At 59.6% G+C, this 14,183-nt stretch carries 12 protein-coding genes; 9 read left to right on the top strand and 3 right to left on the bottom strand.

Translation table 11 applies throughout. The features are described 5' to 3' along the window. Nucleotides 1–93: 93 nt before the first annotated feature. Both clpA and clpS read right to left on the bottom strand, forming a co-directional pair. Complete coding sequence (clpA, locus tag CAF74_RS08160; RefSeq protein ID WP_007951436.1) at nt 94–2,364, bottom strand: ATP-dependent Clp protease ATP-binding subunit ClpA; 2,271 nt, start codon at nt 2,362–2,364, stop codon at nt 94–96. A 30-nt stretch (nt 2,365–2,394) separates the two neighbouring features. Further along, nucleotides 2,395–2,778: an ATP-dependent Clp protease adapter ClpS gene (clpS, locus tag CAF74_RS08155; protein WP_011334948.1), complete on the bottom strand. Its 384-nt coding sequence runs from the start codon at nt 2,776–2,778 to the stop codon at nt 2,395–2,397. A 224-nt stretch (nt 2,779–3,002) separates the two neighbouring features. Here clpS and CAF74_RS08150 point away from each other — a divergent pair, with 224 nt between their 5' ends. Beyond that, nucleotides 3,003–3,284, top strand: a complete 282-nt coding sequence (locus CAF74_RS08150; RefSeq protein ID WP_085745987.1) for a cold shock domain-containing protein — start codon at nt 3,003–3,005, stop codon at nt 3,282–3,284. 79 nt (nt 3,285–3,363) lie between these two features. Here the strand turns inward: CAF74_RS08150 and icd are convergent, their stop codons facing one another. Then, nucleotides 3,364–4,620, bottom strand: coding sequence for an NADP-dependent isocitrate dehydrogenase (gene icd / locus CAF74_RS08145; RefSeq protein WP_007951441.1), 1,257 nt, complete (start codon nt 4,618–4,620; stop codon nt 3,364–3,366). 481 nt (nt 4,621–5,101) lie between these two features. Here icd and CAF74_RS08135 point away from each other — a divergent pair, with 481 nt between their 5' ends. The 8 genes from CAF74_RS08135 to CAF74_RS08100 all read left to right on the top strand — a co-directional run bounded on the left by CAF74_RS08135 (nt 5,102) and on the right by CAF74_RS08100 (nt 13,829). Beyond that, entirely contained in the window at nt 5,102–7,327 is a 2,226-nt protein-coding gene (locus tag CAF74_RS08135) for an NADP-dependent isocitrate dehydrogenase (protein ID WP_085745986.1), read from the top strand. A gap of 78 nt (nt 7,328–7,405) precedes the next feature. Continuing rightward, entirely contained in the window at nt 7,406–7,852 is a 447-nt protein-coding gene (locus CAF74_RS08130; protein WP_085745985.1) for an NUDIX hydrolase, read from the top strand. Nucleotides 7,853–7,911: 59 nt separating this feature from the next. Then, complete coding sequence (gene mnmA, locus CAF74_RS08125) at nt 7,912–9,036, top strand: tRNA 2-thiouridine(34) synthase MnmA (RefSeq protein ID WP_085745984.1); 1,125 nt, start codon at nt 7,912–7,914, stop codon at nt 9,034–9,036. Next, nucleotides 9,033–9,656, top strand: coding sequence for a high frequency lysogenization protein HflD (gene hflD / locus CAF74_RS08120; protein WP_039767411.1), 624 nt, complete (start codon nt 9,033–9,035; stop codon nt 9,654–9,656). The genes mnmA and hflD overlap by 4 nt, the downstream gene beginning before the upstream one ends. Before the next feature lie 127 nt (nt 9,657–9,783). Next, on the top strand, nt 9,784–11,154 hold the full coding sequence (purB, locus tag CAF74_RS08115) for an adenylosuccinate lyase (protein WP_085745983.1): 1,371 nt from the start codon (nt 9,784–9,786) through the stop codon (nt 11,152–11,154). Nucleotides 11,155–11,240: 86 nt separating this feature from the next. Beyond that, nucleotides 11,241–12,416: a cupin domain-containing protein gene (locus tag CAF74_RS08110; protein ID WP_007951451.1), complete on the top strand. Its 1,176-nt coding sequence runs from the start codon at nt 11,241–11,243 to the stop codon at nt 12,414–12,416. Continuing rightward, a complete protein-coding gene (locus tag CAF74_RS08105) occupies nt 12,409–12,834 on the top strand; it encodes a GNAT family N-acetyltransferase (RefSeq protein ID WP_007951452.1) in 426 nt (141 codons plus the stop codon). Before CAF74_RS08110 ends, CAF74_RS08105 begins: the two co-directional genes overlap by 8 nt. Nucleotides 12,835–13,076: 242 nt before the next feature. Then, a complete protein-coding gene (locus CAF74_RS08100; RefSeq protein WP_085745982.1) occupies nt 13,077–13,829 on the top strand; it encodes a secretin N-terminal domain-containing protein in 753 nt (250 codons plus the stop codon). Nucleotides 13,830–14,183: the final 354 nt, after the last annotated feature.

Genomic DNA, 14,183 nt, shown 5'->3' with positions numbered 1-14,183 from the left:
CAGCGGCAGCTCCCGAAGCAACGGATATGCCCACAAAATAAAAACCGCAGACAATAAAAAGGCGCCCGAAGGCGCCTTTTCACTTACCAGCCGTCAGGCCATTTCTGCAGTGGTCTCGAAGTCAAACGTCAACTCACCATCCTTGATGTCGATGTGAACCACACCACCATGCTCGGCCAGCTCGCCAAACAGAATCTCCTCCGCCAGCGGACGCTTGATCTTGTCCTGGATCAGACGCGCCATCGGACGAGCGCCCATGGCCGAATCGTAACCACCGGCCGCCAGCCAGCTGCGCGCCGCATCGGTAACTTCCAGAAGCACACGCTTGTCTTCCAGCTGCGCCTGAAGTTCGGTGAGGAACTTGTCCACCACACTTTTGATGACCTCATGACTGAGGCGACCAAACTGAATGATGGTATCCAGACGGTTGCGGAATTCCGGCGTAAAGCTCTTCTTGATCACTTCCATCGCATCAGACGAGTGGTCCTGATGGGTGAAACCGATCGAAGCACGTGCCGCCGTCTCAGCACCGGCGTTGGTGGTCATGATCACGATCACATTGCGGAAATCCGCCTTGCGCCCGTTGTTGTCGGTCAGCGTACCGTGGTCCATCACCTGCAGCAGCAGGTTGAAGACTTCCGGATGCGCCTTCTCGATTTCATCGAGCAGCAATACGCAATGCGGCTGCTTGGTGATCGCTTCGGTCAACAGACCGCCCTGGTCGAAACCGACATACCCCGGAGGCGCACCGATCAGACGAGATACGGTGTGACGCTCCATGTACTCGGACATGTCGAAGCGCACCAGTTCGATCCCCAACGCCTTGGCCAATTGACGCGCGGCTTCGGTTTTACCAACACCGGTCGGTCCTGCGAACAGGAACGAACCGACAGGCTTGTCAGGCGACTTGAGCCCGGCACGGGACAGCTTGATCGCAGTCGACAGCGAATCGATCGCCGCGTCCTGACCGAACACCGTCAGCTTCAGGTCACGCTCGAGGTTACGCAGCAGTTCCTTGTCGGAGCTGGTGACGTGCTTCGGCGGAATCCGCGCGATTTTCGCAACGATGTCCTCGACCTCAGGCACTTCGATGCGTTTCACACGCTTCTCGACCGGTTGCAGACGCTGGTAGGCGCCCGCCTCGTCGATCACGTCGATGGCCTTGTCCGGCATGTGCCGGTCATTGATGTAGCGCGAAGCCAGTTCCGCAGCGGCGCGCAGCGACTCATCGCTGTATTCGATGTTGTGGTGCTGTTCGAAACGCCCTTTCAGGCCGCGCAGGATACCGATGGTGTCTTCCACCGACGGCTCGACGACATCGACCTTCTGGAAGCGACGCGCCAGGGCACGGTCTTTTTCGAAGATGCCACGGAATTCCTGGAACGTGGTCGAGCCGATGCAGCGAATGTCGCCAGACGACAGCAGCGGTTTGAGCAGGTTCGAGGCATCCATGACGCCACCGGACGCAGCACCCGCACCGATGATGGTGTGGATTTCGTCGATGAACAGGATCGCCTGCGGACGTTTTTTCAGTTCGTTGAGCAGCGCCTTGAAGCGCTTCTCGAAGTCACCGCGATACTTGGTGCCCGCGAGCAGAGCGCCCAGATCGAGGGAATAAACGACGCTGTTGGCCAGCAGGTCCGGCACCTGGTTGTCGACAATACGTTTGGCCAGGCCTTCGGCGATCGCGGTTTTACCCACGCCAGCCTCGCCTACCAGCAGCGGATTGTTCTTGCGACGGCGCGCGAGAATCTGCGCGACACGCTCGACTTCCGTTTCACGCCCGACCAGCGGATCGATCCGGCCCTGGCGTGCGAGTTCGTTGAGGTTGCTGGCGTAAGCGTCCAGCGGATTGCCTGAAGAAGAAGACTCACCGCCCTCGTCGTCCTGCATATCTTGTTCACCTTCAGAGTGATCGCCATGCCCCGGCACTTTGGAAATGCCGTGGGCGATATAGTTGACGACATCAATGCGTGCAACGCTCTGCTGTTTCAGCAGGAACACCGCCTGACTCTCTTGCTCACTGAAGATTGCAACCAGCACGTTGGCGCCGGTCACTTCGCGTTTGCCCGAGCTCTGCACATGAAAGACAGCACGTTGCAGCACACGCTGGAAGCCCAGGGTTGGCTGGGTTTCGCGATCCTCGTCATGGACGGGGATCAGTGGCGTGGTGGAGTCGATGAACTCCTGCAGGTCGTGCTTGAGTTTGTCGAGGTTTGCGCCGCAGGCACGCAATACGGTGGCGGCAGCCTCATTGTCCAATAGGGCCAGCAGCAGGTGTTCGACGGTCATGAATTCATGACGTTTCGAACGTGCCTCCTTGAAGGCAAGATTGAGGGTGACTTCGAGCTCGCGGTTTAACATAGCTTCACCTCATACCCAAGTGGTCGGCGATTAACCGTCCTTCTCGATTTCACAGAGTAGCGGATGCTGGCTTTCCCTGGCGTACTGGTTGACCTGCATGGCCTTTGTCTCGGCGATGTCGCGGGTAAACACTCCACATACTGCCCGCCCTTCTGTGTGGACGGCCAGCATGACCTTGGTCGCCAGCTCGCGATTCAGGTTAAAAAACACCTCGAGCACTTCGACGACGAAATCCATCGGTGTGTAGTCATCATTAAACAAAACCACCTTGTACATCGGCGGCGCCTGTAACGCAGGCTTTGCTTCCTGAACAGCAACGCCTGCCGAATCGTCGTCGTGCTCCTGTGGAAGATCCTTTTGGAGAAGCGGGCGATCCTGATTGAATGTTAGTCGAATCTGGCTGATTGCATGCATGGAAAGAAAGGTTCGTCAGTTGTGCAAATACAGTGGTGGGGGCGGCTTGACACGTTTTCAACTCCGACTGCCCGGTCACCTTGACTATCGGGAAAACGGTGTTACAACCAATAGAACCCACAGTGGGGAAAAAAGATCCGCGGAGTCAATCTTTTTAACGGATTCGACTGCGGATGAATTGGATGATACTCCAGCGATGGAGACTGTTGCAGAGGGATTTGAGCATGGCTGTCGGCAAGGTGAAATGGTTCAACAATGCCAAGGGGTTCGGCTTCATCAATACCGAATCCCGCGAGGGGAAGGACGAGGACGGCAAGGATATCGATTTCTTTGCCCATTTTTCCGCCATCAAGATGGACGGGTACAAAACCCTCAAAGCCGGGCAAATCGTCGAATTCGTGATCGTACAAGGCCCCAAAGGCCTTCACGCTACAGAAATCAAGAATGTCGAAGCCGCAAAAGATGCCGCCTCGGCAGCCGCTCATCACCAATCAGTGACCAGCTGAAGCAACCCGAACACCTGCCAGAAAACAAACCGCCCGGCTCGATCACTCGAGCCGGGCGGTTTCGTTGCAGCTGCCGTTCTTACATGTGCTTGATCAGCGCTTCACCGAAGCCCGAAGAAGACACCAGCGTGGCGCCTTCCATCAGACGTTCGAAGTCGTAGGTCACGGTCTTGGCCTTGATGGCGCCATTGGTGCCCTTGATGATCAGGTCGGCCGCCTCGGTCCAGCCCAGGTGGCGCAGCATCATCTCCGCCGACAGAATCACCGAACCCGGGTTGACCTGGTCCTTGCCGGCATATTTCGGCGCGGTACCGTGGGTCGCCTCGAACATGGCCACGGTGTCGGACAGGTTGGCACCCGGCGCGATACCGATACCACCCACTTCCGCCGCCAGCGCGTCGGACAGGTAGTCACCGTTGAGGTTGAGGGTGGCGATCACATCGTATTCGGCCGGACGCAGCAGGATCTGCTGGAGCATGGCGTCGGCGATGGCGTCCTTGACGACGACTTCGCGGCCGGTTTTCGGGTTCTTGAATTTCATCCATGGGCCGCCATCGAGCAGCTCGGCGCCGAATTCTTCCTTCGCCACCTCGTAGCCCCAGTCCTTGAAGGCACCTTCGGTGAATTTCATGATGTTGCCCTTGTGCACGATGGTCAGCGACTTGCGGTCGTTGTCCACCACGTATTGCAGGGCCTTGCGCACCAGACGCTTGGTGCCTTCTTTCGAAACCGGCTTGATGCCGATGCCGCAATCCTGGTCGAAACGGATCTTGGTGACGCCCATTTCTTCTTTCAGGAACTTGATGACCTTGGTGGCCTCAGGGGAGCCGGCTTTCCATTCGATACCGGCATAAATGTCTTCGGAGTTCTCGCGGAAGATCACCATGTCGACGTCGCCAGGCTTTTTCACCGGGCTTGGCACGCCTTCGAACCACACCACAGGGCGCAGGCAGACATAGAGATCGAGCTGTTGGCGCAGGGCAACGTTGAGGGAGCGGATGCCGCCACCGACCGGGGTGGTCAGCGGGCCCTTGATGGAAACCACGTAATCCTTGACCGCGTCCAGGGTTTCCTGGGGCAGCCAGGTGTCCTGGTCATAGACTTGAGTTGCTTTTTCGCCAGCATAAACCTCCATCCAGGAAATCTTGCGCTTGCCCCCGTAGGCTTTCTCTACGGCAGCATCAACCACTTTGATCATCACAGGGCTGACGTCGACGCCAATGCCGTCACCTTCGATGAAGGGAATGATCGGGTTATCAGGGACATTGAGAGAATGGTCTGCGTTGACGGTGATTTTGTCGCCGACGGCTGGAACCTGAATCTTCTTGTAACCCATGCTGAACTCCATTGTTTGGATTGAACATCTGGCTTGGTTCGAGCGTAACCCAGTTAAATCAACACGCAAACCCTCTGTTCCGGGCGCGACCACATCTCGGTTCGTACAAGCCTGAAAGCAAAGGGAAAAGCGCCAATCTCAAGCATTCACGGCGACTCTACGCCCCACCCCGGCCTGCGACCTTTAGACCAATGGACGAGAATCGTTGCATATGAACCATCGGCAGATTGCCAGCTACCTATGTATAATGCCGCCCGCTGACCAAAGGGTCACGACGGCTGGCCTCTCTAGCACGAGACTTTCCGCCTGATTGGTCGGGTTGTTACCGCAGTCCGACTGCTTGACGCTCTACTGATGCACCCAACATCACCGCGAAGATTCTCGACATTCGGTTCATGGATGACTTTGAACGAACGCGCTTACCCGGCGCCCCTCGAGTTTCTGCGCACGCTTTAGCAAAGAAGAGAGAGTTAATCCGAATATGCCCACCCGCTCGAAGATCATCTATACCTTCACCGACGAAGCTCCAGCCCTCGCCACCTATTCCCTGCTGCCGATCATCGAGGCTTACACCGCCTCGGCCGATATCGCCGTGGAAACCCGCGATATCTCTCTTGCAGCACGTATTCTGGCCAGCTTCCCCGAGCAACTGGGCGACAAAGCCGTAGCCGACCACCTCGCCGAACTGGGCGACCTGGCCGTTACGCCTGAAGCCAACATCATCAAGCTGCCGAACATCAGCGCCTCGGTTCCGCAACTGCAAGCCGCGATCAAAGAACTGCAGGCCCAGGGCTACAACCTGCCGGACTACCCGGAAACCGTGACCAGCGACGCCGACAAAGACGCCAAGGCGCGCTACGACAAGGTCAAGGGCAGCGCCGTGAACCCGGTTCTGCGTGAAGGCAACTCCGACCGTCGCGCTCCGCTGTCGGTCAAGAACTACGCTCGCAAGCACCCGCACAAAATGGGCGCCTGGGCCAAGGACTCCAAGTCCCACGTCGCTCACATGAGCACCGGCGATTTCTACGGCAGCGAAAAAGCGGCCCTGATCGACGCCGCTGACACCGTGAAAATCGAGCTGGTCGCCCAAGACGGCACCACCACCGTCCTGAAAGAAAAAACCACCGTTCAGGCGGGCGAGATCCTCGACTGCTCCGTGATGAGCAAAAAGGCTCTGCGCGCGTTCATCGCCGCTGAAATCGACAGCGCCAAGCAACAAGGCGTGCTGCTGTCGGTTCACCTGAAAGCCACCATGATGAAGGTCTCCGACCCGATCATGTTCGGCCAGATCGTTGCCGAGTTCTACAAAGACGCCCTGACCAAGCACGCCGACGTGCTGGCCGAGATCGGCTTCAACCTGAACAACGGCATCGGCGACCTGTACGCCCGCATCAAATCCCTGCCGGCCGAACAACAAGCCCAGATCGAAGCCGACGTGCAGGCGGTCTACGCCGTTCGTCCTTCGCTGGCGATGGTCAACTCCGACAAAGGCATCACCAACCTGCACGTGCCGAGCGACGTCATCGTCGACGCCTCGATGCCGGCCATGATCCGTGACTCCGGCAAGATGTGGGGCACCGACGGCCAGCTGCACGACACCAAGGCTGTGATCCCGGATCGCTGCTACGCCACCATCTACCAGGCCGTGATCGAAGATTGCAAAGCCAACGGCGCTTTCGATCCGACCACCATGGGCAGCGTGCCAAACGTTGGCCTGATGGCTAAAAAGGCTGAAGAGTACGGTTCCCACGACAAGACCTTCCAGATCAAGGCCGACGGCGTGGTTCGCGTAACCGACAGCAAAGGCATCCTGCTGATGGAACAGGCTGTTGAAGCCGGCGACATCTTCCGCATGTGCCAGACCAAAGACGCGCCGATCCAGGACTGGGTCAAACTGGCCGTCAACCGTGCTCGTGCAAGCGCAACGCCAGCCATTTTCTGGCTGGACCCGATGCGCGCCCACGACGGCGTGGTGATCGAGAAGGTTCAGGCTTACCTGAAGGATCACGACACCGCCGGTCTGGACATCCAGATCATGGCGCCGGTCGATGCCATGAAATACACCCTGCAGCGCACCCGCGAAGGCAAGGACACCATTTCGGTGACTGGCAACGTACTGCGTGACTACCTGACCGACCTGTTCCCGATCATGGAACTGGGCACCAGCGCCAAGATGCTGTCGATCGTGCCGCTGATGAACGGCGGTGGCCTGTTCGAAACCGGCGCCGGCGGTTCGGCTCCGAAGCACGTGCAGCAACTGGTCGAAGAGAACTTCCTGCGCTGGGATTCGCTGGGTGAATTCCTGGCCCTGGCCGCGTCTCTCGAGCACCTGGGTGTGAACTACAACAACCCGAAAGCGCTGGTTCTGTCCAAGACCCTGGACCAGGCCACTGGCCAGTTCCTCGACAACAACAAGTCGCCATCGCGTAAAGTCGGCAACATCGACAACCGCGGCAGCCACTTCTACCTGGCAATGTACTGGGCACAAGCCCTGGCCGCCCAGACCGAAGACGCTGCACTGCAAGCGCAGTTCGCAACTCTGGCCAAGACCCTGACCGAGAACGAAGCGACCATCGTCGCCGAGCTCAACGCCGTTCAAGGCAAGCCAGTAGACATCGGCGGTTACTACCACGCCAATGCCGAGCTGATCAGCAAGGCCATGCGCCCAAGCGCAACCCTCAACGCGGCCATCGCTGCGCTGGTATAAGGTTGTAAAGGGAACATCACAAACCCCGGCCTTGCGCCGGGGTTTGTGTTTCTGCCTTTCGCCCAGGAGATTCAATCAATGCAATGGCTCCCCCACATCACCGTCGCCACCATCGTCGAGGACAACGGTCGTTTCCTGATGGTCGAGGAACACAAGGCCGGGCGCAACGTGCTCAATCAGCCGGCCGGCCATCTGGATCCGGACGAAACCCTGATCGAAGCCGCCGTGCGCGAAACCCTCGAAGAAACCGGCTGGGACGTCGAACCCACCGCCGTGATTGGCATTTATCTGTACACCGCCCCGAGCAACGGCGTGACTTACCAGCGCGTGTGCTTCAGCGCCAAAGCCGTGAAACACCACCCGGATTATCAGCTGGACGACGGCATCGTCGGCGCCAAGTGGCTGACCCGCGACGAATTATTGGCCCAGCGAGACAACTGGCGCAGCGAGCTGATCATCCGTTGCATCGATGATTATCTGGCCGGCAATCGCTTCGGCCTCGAACTGATCCGCCCTTCCCTTTAGCCTTGAGGCCGTGAGCCTGATAGAATCGCGTCCTTTTTCAAGACACTCATTGAATCCCTATGCGTGATCCAGCCCCTTCTGACACATCCAAGAAGCGCGTCATTGTCGGCATGTCCGGCGGCGTGGACTCTTCCGTTTCCGCTCTCCTGCTGATCGAGCAGGGCTATGAAGTGGAAGGCCTGTTCATGAAGAACTGGGAAGAAGACGACGGAACGGAATACTGCACCGCCATGGACGACCTGGCGGATGCCCAGGCCGTGTGCGACAAGATCGGTATCAAGCTGCACACCGCCAACTTCGCCGCCGAGTACTGGGACAACGTGTTCGAGCACTTCCTGGCCGAATACAAGGCCGGCCGCACGCCGAACCCGGATATCCTGTGCAACCGCGAGATCAAGTTCAAGGCGTTCCTCGACTACGCCATGATGCTCGGCGCTGACCTGATCGCCACCGGCCACTACGTGCGCCGCCGCGATATCGATGGCCGCACCGAGCTGCTCAAGGGCCTGGATCCGAACAAGGATCAGAGCTACTTCCTGCACGCCGTCGGCGGCGAACAGATCGCCAAGACCCTGTTCCCGGTCGGCGAGCTGGAAAAACCGGAAGTCCGCGCGATTGCCGAGAAATACGAGCTGGCGACCGCCAAGAAGAAGGATTCCACCGGGATCTGCTTCATCGGCGAGCGTCGCTTCAGCGATTTCCTCAAGCAATACCTGCCGGCACAACCGGGCGAGATCAAGACCACCGAAGGCGAAGTCATCGGCCGTCACCACGGCTTGATGTACCACACCATCGGCCAGCGTCAGGGCCTGGGCATCGGCGGCCTGAAAGACGCCGGCGACGAGCCGTGGTACGTGCTGCGCAAGGATCTGGACACCAACGAGCTGATCGTCGGTCAGGGCAACAACCATCCGTGGCTGTTCTCCAGCGCCCTGCTCGCTTCGGAAATCTATTGGGTCAACCCGATCGATCTAAGCCAGCCGCTGCGCCTGACTGCCAAGGTTCGTTATCGCCAGAGCGATCAGGCCTGCACCCTTGAGAAAACCGAAACCGGCTATCGCGCCGTGTTCGACGAGCCGCAGCGCGCGGTCACGCCGGGCCAGTCGGTGGTGTTCTATGACGGTGAAGTCTGCCTCGGTGGCGGCGTGATCGAAGTCGCCGAGCCGTGGAGCGGCCAGGCATGAGCCCGACTCAGGAGCAATTGACCGCTCTGGGCGGCGTGTTTCTCGCCGCCGTGCTGGTCGACCGGATCGCCAAGACCGGCCAGACCAACGAGGCTGGCCTGAGCTGCATGCTCGGCAGCCTGCTGGTTCGCGACCCGAAAGATACCCTGGATGTTTACGGCGGCGACGATATCAACCTGCGCGAGGGTTACCGCGCGCTGATCGGCGCCCTCGAGCGCGACCCAAGCACCTTGCAACGCGAACCGCTGCGCTACGCCCTGTCGATGCTTGGCCTTGAGCGACAACTGGCCAAGCGCAACGACATGCTCGACGTGATCGGCAAGCGCTTGCCGCAGATCCAGTCGCAGGTCGAGCATTTCGGCCCGGCCCACGAAAATGTGATCGCGGCCTGCGGTGCGCTGTATCAGGACACACTGAGCACGCTGCGCCAGCGCATTCAGGTGCATGGCGACATGCGCAATCTGCAGCAGCCGAGCAACGCCTCGAAGATCCGTGCTCTGCTGCTCGCCGGCATTCGTTCGGCACGCCTGTGGCGTCAGCTCGGCGGTCACCGCTGGCAGCTGGTCGTCAGCCGGCGCAAATTGCTCAAAGAGCTGTATCCGTTGATGCGCAGCGAGTAAATCGCCGCGCAATAAAAGCTTTGTAGTCTGTAACGCGTAATACGCCGGTCAGTTGGCGACGGACCGGCGGATTTTTTCATGTATGATACGCGCCCCATTTCGTTGCCCGACTGTCCGAGAACACCCCATGCAGCTCTCTTCGCTCACTGCGGTTTCCCCTGTTGACGGCCGCTACGCCGGCAAAACCCAGGCCCTGCGCCCAATTTTCAGCGAGTACGGTCTGATCCGTGCCCGCGTTCTGGTTGAAGTGCGCTGGCTCCAGCGCCTGGCCGCTCACGCCGGCATCCCGGAAGTGCCAGCCTTCTCCGCCGAAGCCAACGCCGTTCTGAATGAACTGGCCGAGAACTTCTCGCTGGAGCACGCCGAGCGCGTGAAAGAGATCGAGCGCACCACCAACCACGACGTCAAAGCGATCGAATACCTGCTCAAGGAGCAGGCGGCCAAGCTGCCGGAGCTGGCCAAGGTCAGCGAATTCATCCACTTCGCCTGCACCAGCGAGGACATCAACAACCTGTCCCACGCCCTGATGCTGCGCGAAGGCCGTGACGACGTGATGCTGCCGCTGATGCGCCAGACCGCCAACGCCATCCGCGAACTGGCCCTGCGCTTCGCCGACGTGCCGATGCTGTCGCGCACCCACGGCCAGCCGGCTTCGCCGACCACTCTGGGTAAAGAGCTGGCGAACGTGGTTTACCGTTTGGAGCGCCAGATCGCTCAGGTCGCTGCCGTTCCGCTGCTGGGCAAGATCAACGGCGCTGTCGGCAACTACAACGCTCACCTGTCGGCCTACCCGCAGATCGACTGGGAAGCCAACGCCCGCGCCTTCATCGAAGACGAGCTGGGTCTGGGCTTCAACCCGTACACCACGCAGATCGAGCCGCACGACTACATCGCCGAGCTGTTCGACGCCATTGCGCGCTTCAACACCATCCTGATCGACTTCGACCGTGACATCTGGGGCTACATCTCCCTGGGCTACTTCAAGCAGCGCACCATCGCCGGCGAAATCGGTTCGTCGACCATGCCGCACAAGGTCAACCCGATCGACTTCGAAAACTCCGAAGGCAACCTGGGCATCGCCAACGCGCTGTTCCAGCACCTGGCGAGCAAACTGCCAATCTCCCGCTGGCAGCGCGACCTGACCGACTCCACCGTGCTGCGTAACCTCGGTGTCGGCTTCGCCCACAGCGTGATCGCGTACGAAGCGAGCCTCAAAGGCATCAGCAAGCTCGAGCTGAACGCTGACAAGATCGCTGCCGATCTGGACGCTTGCTGGGAAGTCCTGGCCGAGCCGATCCAGACCGTGATGCGCCGCTACAACATCGAAAATCCGTACGAGAAGCTGAAAGAACTGACGCGCGGCAAGGGCATCAGCCCTGAAGCGCTGCAGACTTTCATCGATGGCCTGGACATGCCGGCCGCTGCGAAAGCCGAGCTCAAGCAACTGACGCCGGCCAACTACATCGGAAACGCTGTAGCGCAAGCCAAACGCATCTGATCGACTGTTTGACCCGTTTGAGACGCCCGGCCGCGCCGGGCGTTTTTATTCCCGTCTGAAAAATGCTTTTTTTCAATAGGTTACATATGAATCCCGATATTCCTCTTCAACTTCTGGGTGGTCTTACGGCGCGCGAATTCATGCGCGACTACTGGCAGAAAAAACCACTGCTGATCCGTCAGGCGATTCCTGATTTCGAAAGCCCGATCGACGCCGACGAACTCGCCGGCCTGGCCCTGGAAGAAGAAGTCGAATCGCGCCTGGTGATCGAGCACGGCGAGCGCCCTTGGGAACTGCGTCGCGGCCCGTTCGCCGAAGACGAATTCAGCAAACTGCCGGAGCGCGAGTGGACCCTGCTGGTGCAGGCGGTCGATCAGTTCGTGCCGGAAGTCAGCGAGCTGCTGGAAAACTTCCGCTTCCTGCCGAGCTGGCGCGTCGACGACGTGATGATCAGCTTCGCCGCTCCGGGTGGCAGCGTCGGTCCGCACTTCGACAACTACGACGTGTTCCTGCTGCAAGGCCACGGCAAGCGCAACTGGAAAATCGGCCAGATGTGCGACTCCGAAAGCCCGCTGCTGCAACACGCGGATCTGCGCATCCTCGCCGAATTCCACGAGACCGAAGAGTGGGTCCTGGAGCCGGGCGACATGCTCTACCTGCCGCCGCGCCTGGCTCACTGCGGCGTTGCCGTCGATGACTGCATGACCTACTCGGTCGGCTTCCGCGCACCGAGCGCCGCTGAAGTGCTGACCCACTTCACCGACTTCCTCAGCCAGTTCCTGACTGACGAAGAGCGCTACACCGACGCCGACGCCAAGCCGGTCAGCGATGATCCACATCAGATCCAGCACGATGCACTCGGCCGCCTGAAAGCGCTGCTCGCCGAACACATGAGCGACGAACGCCTGCTGCTGACCTGGTTCGGCCAGTACATGACCGAGCCGCGTTATCCAGAGCTGGTGGTCGGCCCGGAAGAAGTCGAGGAAGAAGACCTCCTCGGCGCGCTCGAAGACGGTGCCATCCTGATCCGCAACCCGAGCGCGCGTCTGGCGTGGTCGGACGTCGATGACGATCTGCTGCTGTTCGCCAGCGGTCAGAGCCGTTACCTGCCGGGCAAGCTGCGCGAACTGCTGAAGCTGATCTGCTCTGCCGACGCCTTGCACACAGACAATCTCGGTGACTGGCTGAGCGACGAAGACGGTCGCGGCCTGCTGTGCGAACTGGTCAAACAGGGAAGCCTGGGGTTCGCCGACGATGAATAAGATTCGCGTACGTGTTGCAGACTGGCAAAAGGACAACGCCGAGATCCGCCGCATTCGCGAAACGGTGTTCATTGCCGAACAATCGGTTCCACCCGAGCTTGAGTGGGACGCTGATGACGCCACGGCGGTGCATTTCCTGGCTTTCGAAGGCGACTTTCCGATCGGCACCGCCCGCCTCTTGCCCGACGGGCATGTCGGCCGGGTTTCGGTGCTGAAGGACTGGCGCGGCCTGAAGGTCGGCGATGCGCTGATGCAAGCGGTGATTGCCGAAGCGGAAGCACGCGGCCTGAAGCAGCAGATGCTCAGCGCCCAGGTACAGGCCACGGCGTTCTATGAGCGCCTGGGTTTCAACCTGGTCAGCGAGGAATTCCTCGAAGCCGGGATTCCGCATGTCGATATGGTTCGTCACTCAGCTTAAGACCGAGGCGCCGATCGTTCCCACGCTCTGCGTGGGAATGCCTCTCGGGACGCTCCGCGTCCCTTGCGGCATGTGACGCAGAGCGTCACTGGCTGCATTCCCACGCGGAGCGTGGGAACGATCACGTAAAACGCCCCGCCATCTGACGATGCCGGGGCGTTTTGCTGTCTAGGATTCAACTTGCCCCACCCCGGGCCGACAAACTGGCAATATCAAGCCTTTCGAAAGCGGAGATAACGGACATGTCCCTACGCACCCTGCTCACCACCCTGCTGCTCGGCTGCAGTTTTTCGGTGATGGCAGCCACAGAAATCGTACCCCTCAAATACCACACCAGCGCCGACATGCTGCCGGTGGCTCAAGACTTCATCGGCAAGGACGGCCAGGTCAGCGCCTATGGCAACCAACTGATCGTCAATGCTGAACCCGGCAAGATCGAAGAACTCAAGGACCTGCTCTCGCAACTCGACACCGCGCCCAAGCGCCTGCTGATCACGGTCGACACCAACGAAAACAACGGTCGTGGCGATGAAGGCTATTCGGTCAATGGCGCGCAAACCCGCATCATCAGTCGCAGCACTGCCAGCCGTGACGGCGGCATTCAGCAGATCCAGGCCAGCGAAGGCGCACCGGCGCTGATCCAGGTTGGCCAAAGCGTGCCGATCACCAGCAGCCAGACCAACTCCTACGGCGATTACAGCAGCCAGACTCAATATCGCAACGTCACCCAAGGGTTTTATGTCACCGCCAGCGTCACCGGCGAAACCGTTCACCTGGCCATCAGTACCAACCGTGACCGCATGAGCCAGGAACGTCCCGATGTAGTGAACGTGCAAAGCACCGACACAACTGTCACCGGGCGTCTGGGCGAGTGGATCACCCTCGCTGGCGTAAATCGCCAGACTCAGGCCGACAAACAGGGCCTGGCCCGCAGCTACTCGACTCAAGGCCGGGATGACATGACGTTGCGGGTGAAAGTCGACACGTTGGACTAAAGCACCGAAAACTGACTGATTAGTCGTATTAGACGAAAGATGTAGTGCTTGAAAAAAAGCACTACAAAACGTTTGACGAGCCAAAAAAGCGAAGGCATGATGGCCTCGCTCCCGCTAATCAGAGGCCCTGGCAAGGGCCTTCGAAGCGATGCTCGCAACCATCCCCGCGAGCCGTTTCGTGTCTGTACCGCCCACAAGGTGTGTTTGACGAGGTTGCCGACTGGAACGAAGTTGTCCCGAGGGACGGAAGCGTAATTAGGTAACCCGGCTTTACACTGTAGTTCGTATAAAGGCCCACGACGCCCGAATGCGCCCGCCAGTTCGCCTTTACCTGCTCACTTCCCCTCGAGCCCA

It is taken from the genome of Pseudomonas sp. R45(2017), from assembly GCF_002112305.1.
GTDB lineage: Bacteria > Pseudomonadota > Gammaproteobacteria > Pseudomonadales > Pseudomonadaceae > Aquipseudomonas > Aquipseudomonas paraglycinae.
This window is presented reverse-complemented; position numbering and strand designations above follow the sequence as displayed.

Coding starts and splice junctions, on each gene's coding strand:
- clpA (WP_007951436.1), bottom strand. CDS start 2,364: ATGTTAAACCGCGAGCTCGAAGTCACCCTCAATCTTGCCTTCAAGGAG.
- clpS (WP_011334948.1), bottom strand. CDS start 2,778: ATGCATGCAATCAGCCAGATTCGACTAACATTCAATCAGGATCGCCCG.
- CAF74_RS08150 (WP_085745987.1), top strand. CDS start 3,003: ATGGCTGTCGGCAAGGTGAAATGGTTCAACAATGCCAAGGGGTTCGGC.
- icd (WP_007951441.1), bottom strand. CDS start 4,620: ATGGGTTACAAGAAGATTCAGGTTCCAGCCGTCGGCGACAAAATCACC.
- CAF74_RS08135 (WP_085745986.1), top strand. CDS start 5,102: ATGCCCACCCGCTCGAAGATCATCTATACCTTCACCGACGAAGCTCCA.
- CAF74_RS08130 (WP_085745985.1), top strand. CDS start 7,406: ATGCAATGGCTCCCCCACATCACCGTCGCCACCATCGTCGAGGACAAC.
- mnmA (WP_085745984.1), top strand. CDS start 7,912: ATGCGTGATCCAGCCCCTTCTGACACATCCAAGAAGCGCGTCATTGTC.
- hflD (WP_039767411.1), top strand. CDS start 9,033: ATGAGCCCGACTCAGGAGCAATTGACCGCTCTGGGCGGCGTGTTTCTC.
- purB (WP_085745983.1), top strand. CDS start 9,784: ATGCAGCTCTCTTCGCTCACTGCGGTTTCCCCTGTTGACGGCCGCTAC.
- CAF74_RS08110 (WP_007951451.1), top strand. CDS start 11,241: ATGAATCCCGATATTCCTCTTCAACTTCTGGGTGGTCTTACGGCGCGC.
- CAF74_RS08105 (WP_007951452.1), top strand. CDS start 12,409: ATGAATAAGATTCGCGTACGTGTTGCAGACTGGCAAAAGGACAACGCC.
- CAF74_RS08100 (WP_085745982.1), top strand. CDS start 13,077: ATGTCCCTACGCACCCTGCTCACCACCCTGCTGCTCGGCTGCAGTTTT.